The organism is Enterococcus sp. DIV1089c, assembly GCF_050530965.1.
GTDB classification, from domain to species: Bacteria; Bacillota; Bacilli; order Lactobacillales; family Enterococcaceae; genus Enterococcus_B; species Enterococcus_B hirae.
Window position 1 is genome coordinate 2,059,275 of sequence record NZ_CP172888.1, and the last position, 15,035, is coordinate 2,074,309.

Here is a 15,035-nt window from a genome sequence, read left to right on the forward strand (position 1 = left end):
TGGTAGTCTTGCTAATTTTTTTTTAGTATCAGCAGTAACTTCGATAGCCCATTTTTCAAAAAATGGCGTTAGATTTTTGTTACTGATCTTTGAAGCAGATAAGATAAAATGTTGTCGCTTGTCTTGTTCTGTCCATAGCTGTGGACTTTCTTCACGGTATAACTGATGTAGTTTAGGATAGAAGTCGCTGCCAAATGCTAATTCCAACTGTCAAAACATTCCTAGTCGAACAAATTCATCTTGTTTATCAAAATTTTTCGATTGACTTCGATTCAAATAATTGAAAATATCCGTATATACGCGATCTTCTTCTAAACGACTACGCTGTCCTAATGCTTTTTGTACCCGCATCGAAAAGATATTCACGGTCACTTCGGTCATATCCTCCCAACCCATATCATCAATTTGATAGGTATGACCTAATTCATGCCAAATCCCCCACTGTGAGGAACCGTCTGGATCTAACAAGACTCTCATTCCATCTGCATAATTAAAACCAGTATGTTGTTCATACGCGTACATATAATCTTCTCTGGCACTCGTTTCACGCATATGTTGAACTAAGCCAGTTGGTTGACGATGGATTGTAGCGCTATTATCTAGTCCGGCTGTTTGATCGTGAAGATCAATTACTTTTTCTTTCGTTGTTAAAATTTTAGTTGGGTCCTTCACATAATTAATTGTTTTGTGGGATCCTGTAACCAAAACTCGATCACTGACCAATTCATAGGCAGGTGCATTTGGATGATTTCTTACTTCATTCTGCCAATCTTTATTGGTCATTTTTCCTAGAATAAAACGTGGAATTGTAATACCACCACGTATTTCAATTCTCGTTTTTTGTTGCGTGATGCGAGTGGATTCATTTTGGATATGGATCACACCTTCTTGGGTACCGGAAATGACGTTTCTTCCTCTATTTAGTCGTTTCCCTTTCGTTGCCCCTTCGAGATAATCTTTCAGACTAGCCCTGGTAATCGTATACGTCGGTAGTTGTTGCGCCGTTTCATCTACATAAATTTCGATCGTATCATTTTTACGTTTATAGATCCCTGTAGATTGATTGCTACTAGGACCAAACCAATTACCGATTTCTTCCCGATAACTCTCAACATCCTCACTTTGATAAGCATTCAAAACCGTTGAAACGTTTTCATTACTTCGCTCTGAAAGAACGACTTCCGTCCCAATAGTCGGTTCATTTACTGTTGCCTCAACATTTAGGTCATTTGATAAAATAACCATACTGAACAGTAAAGACCCCAAGATCATTGCTTTTTTCTTACTCATATCAGCACCCCTTAATGTTATTTTTTATTTATAATATAACATTAACATGCATTATTTTATAAATGTTGTCGTTTTTTTCCAACAGAAGGAAATAATGAAAATCAGACTTTTAAATAATATGGTATGATAAATTTTTAGTGACCATTTTTTGATTATCAGAAACAGAAAACACAAAAAAAACAGACTACCCTTATCAGATAGTCTGCTAAACATCGTATGAACAATGTTTTGATTATTCTGCAGCGTTTGCGTCTTTGAGACCGTATTTTTTGTTGAAACGGTCCACACGTCCGTCTGCTTGTGTGAATTTTTGACGTCCAGTATAGAATGGATGTGAGTCAGAAGTAACTTCGACACGGATGACTGGGTATGTATTACCGTCTTCCCATTCAACTGTTTCTTGTGAAGTTTTTGTTGAACCTGACAAGAATTTAAAGCCAGTTGTTGAATCCAAGAACACTACTGGATGGTAATCTGGATGGATGTTTTCTTTCATGCGTTTTCGCTCCTTTGCCCTGACCCATTTGCTGAACCAGAGTTGATTTGTCGATATACAACAGTAACATCTTAACATGTTTCTAACAACGTTGCAATTATCTTTTTAGATTTCTTGTCTGATTTTTTTTACCGAACGAGACATCTTGGAATTCTTTGAAAAATTGTTGATTGTTTTTGGTTTTTCTTAAAAAACGGATCAATTGTTCGGTGTATTCCAATGAATCGCCGACCATATTCTTTCGTAACTTCCAAATTTCTTCTAATTGATCTTCTGGCATTAGAAGCTCTTCTTTTCTCGTACCAGATTTCTTGATATCAATGGCAGGGAAGATACGACGCTCAGATAGTTCACGAGACAGTTGAAGTTCTAAATTCCCTGTTCCTTTAAACTCTTCATAGATCACATCATCCATTCGGCTACCCGTATCGACTAAGGCAGTTGCTAAGATCGTCAAGCTTCCACCTTCTTCGATATTTCTAGCTGCTCCGAAGAATTTTTTTGGTTTATATAGTGCGGCTGGATCGATTCCCCCACTCAATGTACGACCACTTGGCGGTACGACTAAATTGTAAGCTCTAGCTAATCGGGTAATACTGTCCATCAAGATCACGACATCTCGTTTATCTTCGACTAAACGCATCGCTCTTTCCAGGACCAACTCAGATACCCTTGTATGATTTTGTGGTTGTAAATCGAAAGTAGATGAAACGACATCACCTTTGACGCTTCGTTCCAAATCCGTGACTTCTTCTGGGCGTTCATCGATCAGAAGAACGATCAGTTCTACTTCTGGATGATTTTCAGTGATTCCATTGGCGATTTCCTTTAACACAGAAGTTTTTCCGGCTTTAGGAGGTGCTACGATCAAGCCACGTTGACCAAAACCTACTGGTGAGAAGATATCGATCATTCTTGTTGCTAGTCTTTGAGAGGTTGTTTCTAACCTAAGCTGTTCTTGAGGATACAGAGGTGTCAATGCTGGAAAATGCGGACGTTCTTTTGCTTCTTCTGGGTCTTTTCCATTTACACTTTCCACGTGCATCAACCCATAATAACGTTCTGACTCTTTAGGTGGGCGAGCCTTTCCTGCTACTTTATCTCCATTTCGCAAACTAAACCGTCTTATTTGTGAAGCAGAGATATAGATATCTTCTACACTTGGCCCATAATTGATTGGTCGTAAAAAACCATACCCATCTTGTCCAACGATATCTAAGATTCCTTCCATATAATAAAACCCTTGTTTTTCTGCTTGCGCCCGAATCACAGCTAAAGATAATTCTTTTTTATTCATTTTGCTATAATAAGGAATCTTAAATTCTTTTGCGTAACTGTAGACCTCTTTTAATGTCTTATTTTCCAGTTCCGCCATCGTTAAATAATCACTCATTCAGCTTCCACTTCCTCCACCATTTGGATTTCAGCACCTAATGCCGTCAATTTTTCAATAATATGATCATAACCACGTAAAATATATTCTACGTTATAAATAGTAGTTGTTCCTTCAGCCATGAGACCTGCAATAACTAAACAAGCACCTGCTCGAAGGTCAGAAGCGACTACCTCTGTTCCATGAAGTTTATTTGGTCCATTTGTAATGATCAAATTCCCTTCCACTGATATATCAGCACCCATACGTGCTAATTCAGGCACATGATTCACACGTTTAGCATAGATCGTATCTGTGATTTCAGCTGTTCCTTTGGTCATTAATAAGAGGGGAGTCAATGGTTGTTGTAAGTCTGTTGCAAACCCAGGATATGGATAAGTCATCACATTCACCGCTTTTAACTCTTTAGACGGAAACACTTCAATCTCATCTTCTCTAATCGTCATGTTTACGCCCATTTCTTGAAGTTTAGCAATAAAACTTTCTAAATGTTCGTAAATCACATTTTTGATCTTAACACCATTTCCTGCTGCTGCAGCAAGCGCTAGATAAGTCCCTGCTTCGATTCGATCAGGGATCATGAAATGGCGACAACCATGGAGTTTGTCTACACCTTCGATCCGGATCACATCCGTCCCTGCTCCTCGCACTTTGGCACCCATATTATTTAACAAAGTAGCAACATCGATGATCTCTGGTTCACGAGCGGCATTTTCGATTACTGTCTGACCTTTCGCTTTAATAGCAGCCAGCATCACATTGATCGTTGCACCGACTGAAACGACATCCATGAAAATCCGATTTCCCTGTAATCCCTGTTGGTCGGTCCGTAAATACATTGCACCATGTTCATTATTGACTGAAGCACCTAATGCTTCGAAACCCTTGACATGTAAATCAATTGGTCGTGGTCCTAAGTAGCAACCACCTGGCAAACCAACCACTGCCTCACCAAATTTTCCAAGCAGTGCCCCCATAAAATAATAGGAAGCCCGTAGACTATTGATCTTACCACTTGGCATGGGCACAGAGACGATACCGCGGGGATCAATTTCTAAAATATTTTGTGAAAAATGGATTTTTGCTCCCATGATTTCTAAAATTTCGATTAGTGAATGAACATCCTGAATATCAGGTACGCCTTCTAAAATAACCGGAGAATCTGCTAAAATCGCTGCAGGAATCAAAGCCACTGCACTATTTTTAGCCCCACTGATCGTTACTTCACCAGTTAACGGACGATTTCCTTCAATTATGATTTTTTTCATTGATTTCCACCTTGTTATTGTTCAATTTTATTACACATGCTTGTATTTTATCATAGATGAAATAAAGAAACGAGTTCCCATTCTTTTTTATTTCCTCAAAAATCAAAGGTCTATTCTGAAAAAAGATGGACAAATGTTTATCAAAGTGAACGATTATCAATTTGCGAAAAAAAAACCGCAAAACAGGTTGAACCTGTTTCACGGCATTCTTAATCGATTAATTAAGCTTTGTTAGCTGAACCGAACCAATCAATGTGTTCTTCTGCATCTTTAATGATTGCAGCTTTACCTGGTGCTAACAATTTACGAGGGTCAAAACCTTTTCCTTCTTTATCTTTACCAGCTTCGATATATTCACGAGTAGCTTTAGCAAATGATAATTGGAATTCAGTATTTACGTTTACTTTAGAAACACCCATTGAAATTGCTTTTTGGATTTGTTCTTGAGGAATACCTGATCCACCATGTAATACTAAAGGCATATCTGGACCTACAGCATCAGCGATTGCTTGTAAATGATCAAATGCTAAACCATTCCAGTTTTCTGGATATTGACCATGGATGTTACCGATACCACATGCTAGGTAGTCGATTCCTGTAGCAACCATTTGTTTGCATTCTTCGATATCTGCTAATTCACCGTTACCGATGATTCCATCTTCTTCTCCGCCGATTGAACCAACTTCACATTCAACAGAAATTCCTTTAGCGTGAGCTTTTTCTACAACTTCTTTCGCTAATTTCAAGTTTTCTTCAAATGGTAAGTGAGAACCGTCAAACATAACTGAAGTATAGCCTACTTCGATACATTCCATAGCTGCATCATAGTCACCATGGTCTAAGTGGATGGCAACAGGAACAGTGATGTTCATTGATTCAACTAAGTCACAAATAATATCTTTAGCAACTTTGTAGCCGCCCATGTATTTAGCCGCACCCATTGAAGTTTGGATAAGTACTGGTGCTTGTTTTGCTTCAGCTGCTTCAAGGATTGCTTGAGTCCATTCTAAGTTATTTGTATTGAATCCGCCGACAGCGTAACCGCCTTTACGAGCAGCTTTTAAAAATTCAGCTCCTGATACTACTGGCATAATAAATTCCTCCTAAGTTTTGTAAAACTAAATTTGTTAAGACTATCCTTAACCAACGAACCTATTTTACCAAACATTTTCAGAGTTTTCTACTAAAATCAATGAAAATGAAAATTTTCAAGAACTTTTTTGCAAAAAATAAGGTTTTCAGTTGGCTGATTTAGTCAAAAATGGCTAGTTTATCGTTTTTTATTGTTCAAACAATAACAATTTATTTATAACTGTTTTCTCTAAATTCATCTGAAACATTAAAAGCGTATTTGTCCCGCTTATTTTCCTTCACGTTCAGACAAAGCAGCTCCGACAAATCCTTTGATCAATTTTTGTGGGCGATTTGGTCTTGAGATCAATTCTGGATGGAATTGACAACCAACAAAGAATTTTTTCTCTGTTAATTCCACGATTTCCACTAAACGATTATCAGGAGAAACACCTGAGAATACTAATCCTTTTTCTTCAAATAATTGACGGTATTTATTGTTGAATTCATAACGATGACGGTGACGTTCTTGTACTACATCGGCTCCGTCATAAGCTTCGGCTGTTTTCGTTCCTTTTTTAATTTTACATGGGTAAAGACCTAGACGTAACGTTCCACCTAAGTTTTCGATATTTTCTTGGTCTGCCATCAAATCAATGATATTGTTCGTTGTTTCTGGTGTAGTTTCTGCTGAAGCAGCATCTTCCAAACCAACCACATTACGAGCAAACTCCACACACGCCATTTGCATGCCTAAACAAATACCTAAGAAAGGCACATCATTTTCACGAGCGTAACGGATGGCTTCGATTTTTCCTTCGACCCCACGATCGCCAAAACCACCAGGTACTAAGATGCCATCTGCATCTTTCAAATATTCTGCAACATTTTCTTTAGTTAAATCTTGAGCCTTGATCCAGTCAAGTTCGATATCCGCATCAAAAGCAAAGCCTGAATGTTTCAACGCTTCAACAACTGAGATATAAGCATCTGGTAATTCTACATATTTACCTACTAAAGCAATTCGGACTTTTTTCTTCAGATTCAATACTTTTTCTTCTAATTGTTTCCATTCTTCCATATCAGCTTCTGGCGTTTCTAGTTTCAAATGTTCACAAACGATGCGATCCATGCCTTGTTTTTGTAAAAGCAACGGAATAGAGTAAAGAGTGTCCACATCTGGTGATTCAATGACCGCTTCGGGTTCTACGTCACAAAATTGTGCTAATTTATTTTTCACATTTTGTGAAACAGGTTGCTCTGTTCGAACCACCAAGATATTAGGTTGGATTCCTAAACCACGTAATTCTTTTACACTATGTTGAGTTGGTTTAGTTTTCATTTCTCCCGCAGCTTTTAGATAAGGAATCAATGTTGTGTGGATATACATCACGTTATCAGCACCAACATCCGCCTTCATTTGGCGTAGTGCTTCTAAAAATGGTAAAGATTCGATATCGCCGACTGTTCCGCCAACTTCAGTGATGATCACGTCTGAATCAGTCATTTTTGCTGCACGCATGATTTTCTCTTTGATTTCATTTGTGATATGAGGGATGACTTGAACAGTTGCTCCTAAGTATTCCCCTTTTCGTTCTTTACGAAGTACTTCTGAATAAATTTTCCCTGTAGTAACATTGGAGTATTTGTTCAAATTGATATCGATAAAACGTTCATAATGGCCTAGATCCAAATCAGTTTCTGCTCCGTCGTCTGTTACAAAAACTTCTCCGTGTTGGTACGGACTCATCGTTCCCGGGTCTACGTTGATGTAGGGATCAAATTTTTGGATGGTTACTTTTAAGCCACGATTTTTCAACAAACGACCTAAAGAAGCTGCAACGATTCCTTTACCAATCGATGAAACTACGCCGCCCGTTACAAAAATGTATTTTGTCATAAGTTCAAAAACTCCTTCTTCTTTTATCTGCAGGAAAAGTCCCAGAAAATGAACAAAGCTCCCTATTCTAGTTAGAATAGGGAGCAAAATTTCTGTGAACTTCTGACCCTTTAAAAGGGTGCCCAATGAGTATACTACAAGCAAATTTGAAGAAAGTCAAGCCTCTAATTTAACGTTGCAGATGTCGTTAGTCATAAGAATAATCCAACGTCATTGATAAATGAAAACAGGTAGTTCACTCTCTAATAAAAAACTGCACGAAAAATAGTACACTCATTCTTTTAGTAAGAACGATTAGCCATACGACTTCTTTACTCATTCACTAGACTATCTTTGATGATCTCTAGAAGATTTTTGTCCTTGTTTTTCAGATGTGTTTGTACTTCTCGTTCCTGCAGCATTGAATTTTTCTGTCCTATTTTTTAACGGTGACAATTTTTCTACATCTAATTGTTTCCAGTTTTCTTGTCTTCTTTTCTTAAAATCCTCCACTTTTTTCATTACCTGTTCCTGTTGTCCGGGGGTCAAATTAGAAAATTCAGCTTGAAAACCTAATTTATCTTCAGCTTTAGTTCCCACCTTGCCTACACTTTCATTAACCAACTCTCTAAATTCTCTTTTATATAATTCAAGGTTTGAAAGTTCCTGTGGATTGCCATGCACAAGATCTGTTTGTGGATACTGTAACATATTGAATTCAGCATAGTTAGTCAGCAGTTCTACAGCATGGCGGTTAAATTGCCAACGTTCATTTACGTTTTCCACGCTCAAACCAAGATTATGTATAATTTCCCTATATTCATTCTGCCTAAGAGGCAAAACACGTCTTGAAGTACCTTCTATTGTTGTACTATGTGGTATATCTAAATTCTCTTCTAATATAGATACAACCTCGTGTTGTGCAAGTGGAATAACTGGGTCATTCATTTGCTCACGAAGTACTGAAGTGATATCCTGTATCAGGGTAAAAGGACGGCGCATTCTCAACCTTTCTATTTTTATTGAAAGTTCAGTATCCCTTATTGCCTTCATCTCCTCAATTCTTTTCTTTTGTGATTCTTTAATTTTATTACGAGTATCAGGACTGAGGTCAAACAAGTCCACGAAAGAACCAATATCATTAGGTTTCATCTTAAAATTTTCTATTACAAATTCTATATCCTCACTTAAATCAGCCTCATTAACTTTGTAAGGTAACTCTGAATACATTTTTTTAAGACTCTCTGCAACCTCTGTGAACGTCCTTGATGTCATCGACTGTTGCACCATTTCGTTAATTTTTTGTATTCGTTCTTCTTTTAAAAACTTGATTTTACGTCGAGGTTCTTCTTCAATCTCCCTTTTTCTAATTGTTTCACGAAGATTTTCTTTATTTGCTAGTTCTAGCTTATCAATAGTAGAATTTATTTCATCTGGTGTAAAATAGGTTTTTTCAAAGAAGACGTCTAATGCCTCACTTATATCAATATCGTCTATTGGTTGAATAACATTAATTTCCGGATCATGAATCAATTGATTGATAGATGCAACAACTGTATCTATCATCTTTGAGCGATCAGAGAATGAATTGACTTCCTCACTTTGTTTGTTTAAATTTTTATGAACAGCTCTAAGTTTTTCGTCTCTTAATAAATTTTTTTTTCGCACTTGATGTTTTTTCATTGAATTAATTTGTGATGTTCTAACCTGTTCACGAGTATGATCATCCAGATTAAGACGATCTACTACGTAATTGATTTCATCTTTAGAATAAGTACGTAGGTCTAATAAAAATATTTCTTCTTCATCTTCCTCTAATCCTTCATTCATATCTTTGATTATTTGATCTAATTCAACTTTATTCATAAATTTATGCCTCCTTTATAATATAATAATAAGGCAATAACTTTAATTTTAGCATACCTAATTTTCCCCCCAGAAGAAATAGGTATGCTCAAATTAAAAAAATTCAATTATTTATCATCATATACAATCTTCAATGAACTCATTTTTTACTTGTGCGTATCAACCAGGAGTGCAATAATCACTGTAAAACAAGAATATTCTTAGAAAAATTCTACACAAAAAAAATGAAAAAAATTTTTTTATACTATAGAATAGGTGTGTTATTCATATTTTGCAAATAATTTTTTTTCCATTAAAATTTTAAAAAAAATTTCAATCAGAAATAGCTGTATACTACTCGTAGAGAATGATTTCGTTACACAATCCAACCAGTTATTTGTGATTCAGAATAACTTAACATCATCCGTTTCTCATTCTCGTACTCCTGAAGTGTATTCTTCAGGAGTTTTTTGTTGTCCCACCACATAAGTTACTCACCAAACAATGCGCGAACAAAATAAGCCAAAATTTCCTAAAATAAGTCTTCAGCGACTAAGAAATCAGTGAAACAAACTAACTTTCTCTTCAGTCGTACTTATTTTTCGTAAAATTTTGGCTTATTGTCCTGTTATCATGCAAAAGAAGGCTGTGAAAAGAGCGGTTTGCCCTGAGTATTAAGGATGAAACCCTCGAAACAGATTCTCATGTTTTGAAAAATTCAGACTTACTTCAAGGAGCTAATGCTTAAAAACCATTCACTCGTTTTTAAAGTGAAGTGAGATTGATATCTTCAACTCCAATTATTCGTATTCTAATGGGGAAGCGATAATCAATATAATTCCAAGTATTGTTCTCTTTCCCATTCTGAAACAGTTTGTCTAAAGGCTGCCCATTCTAAGCGTTTTGCTTCGACAAAGTTCGAAAAGATATGTTGTCCCAATGCATCGATCATTACTTTGTCTTTTCTTAATTCTTTGATTGCATTATGGATCGTTGAAGGAAGATCTTGAATGTGGGCTTCTTCTCGTTCTTCTTCGTTCATCACATAAATATTTCGGTCCACCGCTGCTGGTGGTGTGATTTCATTACGGACACCATCTAATCCAGCTTGTAATAAAACAGCCATTGCTAAATATGGGTTAGCAGATGGATCAACTGAACGCAATTCCAAACGTGTGGATAAGCCACGTGATTCTGGAACACGGACTAATGGTGAACGATTGCGACCGCTCCATGCCACATATACTGGTGCTTCATAGCCAGGAACTAAACGTTTATATGAGTTGACGGTCGGATTGCAAACCGCTGTATAGGCACGAGCATGTTTCAATAGCCCACCTAGGAAATGATACGCTGTTTGGCTAAGTTCTAAATCGCCATCTTTGTCATAAAAGACATTTCCTTCATCATTGAACAAGGACATATTACAGTGCATCCCCGAACCATTGATCCCGAATAATGGTTTAGGCATGAACGTTGCGTGTAACCCATGTTTACGAGCAATTGTTTTAACGACTAGTTTGAATGTTTGAATATTGTCACAAGCATCCACAACGTCTGCATATTTAAAATCAATCTCATGTTGCCCAGGAGCTACTTCGTGGTGAGAAGCTTCTACTTCAAACCCAAGGCTTTCTAATTCTAAAACAATATCACGACGACAGTTCTCACCTAAATCTGTTGGTGCAAAATCAAAATATCCACCTTTATCGTTTAACGTGGTCGTGATTCCACCATCTTCATCTAACTTAAATAAGAAGAATTCTGGTTCTGGACCTAAGTTGAAAGAGGTAAATCCAAGGTTGCGCATATCTTTTAATGCACGTTTCAAATTCCCGCGTGGATCACCTGCAAAAGGTGTGCCATCTGGGTTATAGATATCACAAATCAAACGAGCTACTTTGCCATGATCACTTTCCCAAGGGAAGATCATCCATGTTGAAAGATCAGGATACAAATACATATCGCTTTCTTCAATCCGAACAAAACCTTCGATCGAAGAACCATCAAACATCATTTTGTTTTCAAGTACTTTATCGATTTGACTAACGGGTACTTCGACATTTTTGATCGTTCCTAAGATATCTGTGAACATTAATCTTAAAAATCGAACGTTCTCTTCTTCAATGATTCGTTTAATTTCATCACCAGTTATTTGTTTCTTTACCATGGTATCCCTCTTTCTTTTTCTTTATATTATTCAGTCAAAGAATTGTCGTTGCATTCCTTGCGACTGATAATGCCCAGTTTTACTTAGCCCACCTTGCGCCAATATCTCATCACGAAAAATTTGTCGAACGTCATGATCAGTTAGCGGTTTTTTGCTCTTTTCTTCCTGTTTTTTGGCTTGAGCCATTTCGTAAACTCGTTTGATACCAGCCATATTTAATCCATCAGAAAGATAATCTTTGATCTCTAACAACAAGTCAATATCGTTTAATGAATACATTCGACGATTTCCTTCGCTTCTTTCAGGATGAACAAAATCTTGTTCTTCATAATAACGAATTTGTCGTGCGGATAAATCAGTCAGTTTCATTACTGTACCAATTGGAAATACAGACATTGAACGGCGCAATTCCTTTTCTCCCATCAGACGTCCCCTTTCGTTTAACAAGTTGGGTAAAGTATACCAATCAAAAAAACTACTGTCAACCGCTTATGTCAGGTTTTCTAACATGAGAGTTGGTTTTTTTACAAAAAAACTTGAGCAACGATTCATTGCTCAAGTTTTCTAACTTTTAAAAAAAGAGAAAATACATAGGTCACTCTGATAAGAAAGAGACAACGACCATTTAACTATTCAGCCATTTAGAAGTTGACTTTGCAAATCCTTTTACTTCATATCCATTTTTTTCTTCTACAAAATGCTCTTTCAAAACGAGGGTTTGTCTTCGTAAAGCACTTAACGTTTGCCCATCCTGACTGGGTACAAAGAGCGTGTATGGCCCCATCAATTCCAACAACTGCTGTTTGATCGCTTGTACTAGCTTTTCTTTCCCATCGGTACTTTGCGCCGATATCAATACATTCGGAAAGAGTGAGGGAGTAAATAAGGCTGGATCAATTTGATCCGCTTTGTTATAGACTGTTAATACAGGCATCTCTTCCATCTTTAGTTCCGCCATCAACTGTAATACAGTCTGCTCCTGCAAAATACGATCTGGCGAACTTGCATCAACTACATGTAACAATAGATCCATGGATTGACTTTCTTCCAATGTTGAATGGAACGCATCAATTAATTGTGTCGGAAGATCTTGAATAAATCCAACCGTATCAGTAACAGTAATCTCAAATCCTTCTGCAAATCGCCATTTCTTTGTTAAGGGATCCAAAGTAGCAAATAACTGATCTTTAGAATACGTATCCGCTTGCGTAAGCAAATTAAGAATGGTTGACTTCCCCGCATTGGTATACCCAATCAAACCAATTTGAAAGATTTCACTAGACTGTCTTTTTTGGCGGTTTCTCGCTCGATGCGCTTCTACAGCCTTCAACTCACGTTTTACCCCTAATATTTTATTACGGATATGACGTCGATCCGTTTCCAACTTGGTTTCCCCAGGTCCTCTCGTTCCGATTCCACCACCTAATCGAGACAATGACTTTCCTTGTCCAGCTAAGCGTGGTAAAAGGTATTCTAATTGAGCTAGCTCTACTTGCAACTTTCCTTCTTTCGAACGGGCTCTCATGGCAAAAATATCTAAAATCAACTGGACTCGGTCAATGATAGGGATTCCTACTGCTTCTGAGACTAGCTGACTCTGCCGAGGGGTCATTTCATGGTTAAAGATAATCAGATCCGCTTCATGAGCATCCGCTTGTTGGATCAATTCTTGTAATTTACCTTTACCGATAATGGTTTGACGATCGACTTGCGGTCGTTTTTGCGTCAATGTAAATACAACTTCCCCAGAAGCTGTATTGGTCAGCTTGCTTAATTCTGCCATCGACTCTGTGAAGTATCGTTGATTCTGTTCTGTCTCAACGCCTACGATGATCACTTTTTCTTTTTTATTTGTCATCTTTTTCCTCCAACCACGTTCTGATCAATTGATCAATTTGCTCCATACTACTGGACTCTGCTAATAAGTCAAACCAATGTGCATCAAGACGATTACGAAACCATGTTAATTGTCGCTTTGCATACCGTCTCGAGTTCATCTTCAACTGCTCCACAACGTTTTCTAAAGATTCTTCTCCCTTAAAATACGGATAAAATTCTTTGTATCCAATACCTTGACTCGCTTGGACTTCACCAAGTTCATACACAAAACGTGCTTCTTCTAATAAGCCTTCCTCTAACATACTATCTACACGTTGATTGATGCGCTGGTATAACAAGGCTCTCTCGGTATTAAGACCAATCATACAATAATCATAAAGACGTGCGGGTTCCTCTTGCGGTGTTGTGATACTGTAGCCAGTCACTTCAAATACTTCTAAAGCTCGAATCACTTTTCGTTGGTTGTTCCAATGAATTTTTTCCGCTGCTAGCGGATCTTTTGTTTTCAAATACTCCCAAAGTTCTTTTTTACTGAGTGTTTCAGCTAATTCTTCATATTTTTTTCGTACCGCTGTGACGCTTTCCTCTTTTGCACCCAATTGAAAATCATAAAGTAAAGATTGAATATACAACCCTGTTCCGCCAACGATCATCGGCAAACGACCACGTTCTGTGATTTCTGTGATCAATTTTCGTCCAGCTTTTTGAAAATCTGCTACGGAATAAGTTTCATTCGGTTCGATGACATCAATCAAATGATGGGGAATACCTTCCATTTCTGACGTCTTTATTTTAGCTGTTCCGATATCTAATTTCTTGTAAACTTGCAGTGAATCTCCACTAATAATTTCACCGTTAAATTTTTTAGCCAATTCCACGCTAAGCGCTGTTTTCCCTACCGCTGTAGGTCCAACGATTACTAATACTTTTTCCATTATCATCCTACTTTTTCATTGTTTGTTTTATCCAAAATGCTTTTTGGGGAAAGTCTGTGATTATTGCATCTAGTTGTTGATCGAAACATCGTGTCATCTGCTGGTCGTCGTTGATGGTCCAGCATCTGATCGATTTGGGGAATATCTCCATGGATGGCAAATGCTCCAAGTACCAGTCACCTCTAGGATGAATCCCTTCTATCCAAGGAGTATCTTCAGCTAACTGTACTTTCTTTTGTGACGTACTTAAAAGAAGATCCAGATGTGCCTGAGGATCAATTTTTACTACTCGTTCCAATGTATGAAAGTTAAAACTGCAGTACGCATGTCGAAAAGGCCATTCCACTGCTTTTAATTGTTGAACTACTTTTTCTTCGATGCCAGCATACTCATATTTATCTGTTTTGATCTCGATCATTACCGTTCCACGATAATTCATTTCCCAAAAAAGATGCAAGACCTCTTTCAAAGTTGGCACTTTTGTTGCCTGAAACTCTGTATTGAACCACTTTCCTGCATTCAACTTTTTTATCTCTGCTAATGTTTTTTCCCGTACCAATCCTTTGCCATCCGTCGTCCGATCCACTTCCTCATCATGAATCACCACGATCTGCTCATCTTTCGTCAAATGAACATCTAGTTCAATCCCATCTGCACCTATTCGAACCGCTTCGGCAAACGCAGGCAATGTATTCTCTGGATGGGTATCACTACTTCCACGATGCGCAAAAATCTGAACCATTTCATCACCACTTTCAGTCTCTTTGATTGTACCATAGGAAAAAGGCTGTGAAAAAGTCGTAATACTTCGAATGTCTAAGAATGAGGTTGACTTGTCATTCTAAAAAA

General features: G+C 37.5%; 11 protein-coding genes and 1 pseudogene. All 12 read right to left on the reverse strand.

Annotated features, from left to right (window positions below; translation table 11 throughout):
• Nucleotides 1-60: 60 nt before the first annotated feature.
• Nucleotides 61-1,290: pseudogene (locus IGL30_RS09760) on the reverse strand (M60 family metallopeptidase); the annotation flags it as partial.
• A 232-nt stretch (nt 1,291-1,522) separates the two neighbouring features.
• Nucleotides 1,523-1,786 (reverse strand): type B 50S ribosomal protein L31, encoded by a 264-nt coding sequence (locus tag IGL30_RS09765; RefSeq protein WP_010718705.1) that lies wholly within the window; start codon nt 1,784-1,786, stop codon nt 1,523-1,525.
• A 97-nt stretch (nt 1,787-1,883) separates the two neighbouring features.
• Nucleotides 1,884-3,179, reverse strand: a complete 1,296-nt coding sequence (gene rho / locus IGL30_RS09770; RefSeq protein ID WP_010718706.1) for a transcription termination factor Rho — start codon at nt 3,177-3,179, stop codon at nt 1,884-1,886.
• A complete protein-coding gene (locus IGL30_RS09775) occupies nt 3,176-4,447 on the reverse strand; it encodes a UDP-N-acetylglucosamine 1-carboxyvinyltransferase (RefSeq protein ID WP_010718707.1) in 1,272 nt (423 codons plus the stop codon). Before IGL30_RS09775 ends, rho begins: the two co-directional genes overlap by 4 nt.
• A 221-nt stretch (nt 4,448-4,668) precedes the next feature.
• Nucleotides 4,669-5,538: a class II fructose-bisphosphate aldolase gene (locus IGL30_RS09780; protein ID WP_010718708.1), complete on the reverse strand. Its 870-nt coding sequence runs from the start codon at nt 5,536-5,538 to the stop codon at nt 4,669-4,671.
• Nucleotides 5,539-5,807: 269 nt separating this feature from the next.
• Complete coding sequence (locus tag IGL30_RS09785) at nt 5,808-7,418, reverse strand: CTP synthase (RefSeq protein ID WP_010718709.1); 1,611 nt, start codon at nt 7,416-7,418, stop codon at nt 5,808-5,810.
• 327 nt (nt 7,419-7,745) lie between these two features.
• Nucleotides 7,746-9,263, reverse strand: coding sequence for a hypothetical protein (locus IGL30_RS09790; protein WP_226062498.1), 1,518 nt, complete (start codon nt 9,261-9,263; stop codon nt 7,746-7,748).
• Nucleotides 9,264-10,071: 808 nt separating this feature from the next.
• Nucleotides 10,072-11,412 (reverse strand): type I glutamate--ammonia ligase, encoded by a 1,341-nt coding sequence (gene glnA / locus IGL30_RS09795; protein ID WP_010718711.1) that lies wholly within the window; start codon nt 11,410-11,412, stop codon nt 10,072-10,074.
• A gap of 30 nt (nt 11,413-11,442) precedes the next feature.
• Nucleotides 11,443-11,835 carry a MerR family transcriptional regulator gene (locus IGL30_RS09800; protein WP_010718712.1) on the reverse strand — a complete coding sequence of 131 codons (393 nt, stop codon included), beginning with the start codon at nt 11,833-11,835 and terminating at the stop codon, nt 11,443-11,445.
• Between the two features lie 202 nt (nt 11,836-12,037).
• Nucleotides 12,038-13,270 (reverse strand): GTPase HflX, encoded by a 1,233-nt coding sequence (hflX, locus tag IGL30_RS09805; RefSeq protein WP_430618205.1) that lies wholly within the window; start codon nt 13,268-13,270, stop codon nt 12,038-12,040.
• The gene (miaA, locus tag IGL30_RS09810) at nt 13,260-14,186 is read right to left on the reverse strand and encodes a tRNA (adenosine(37)-N6)-dimethylallyltransferase MiaA (protein ID WP_053765741.1); all 927 of its coding nucleotides are present in this window, start codon (nt 14,184-14,186) and stop codon (nt 13,260-13,262) included. The genes hflX and miaA overlap by 11 nt, the downstream gene beginning before the upstream one ends.
• A gap of 7 nt (nt 14,187-14,193) precedes the next feature.
• Nucleotides 14,194-14,928, reverse strand: a complete 735-nt coding sequence (locus IGL30_RS09815) for a glycerophosphodiester phosphodiesterase (RefSeq protein WP_123875149.1) — start codon at nt 14,926-14,928, stop codon at nt 14,194-14,196.
• Between the last annotated feature and the right edge of the window lie 107 nt (nt 14,929-15,035).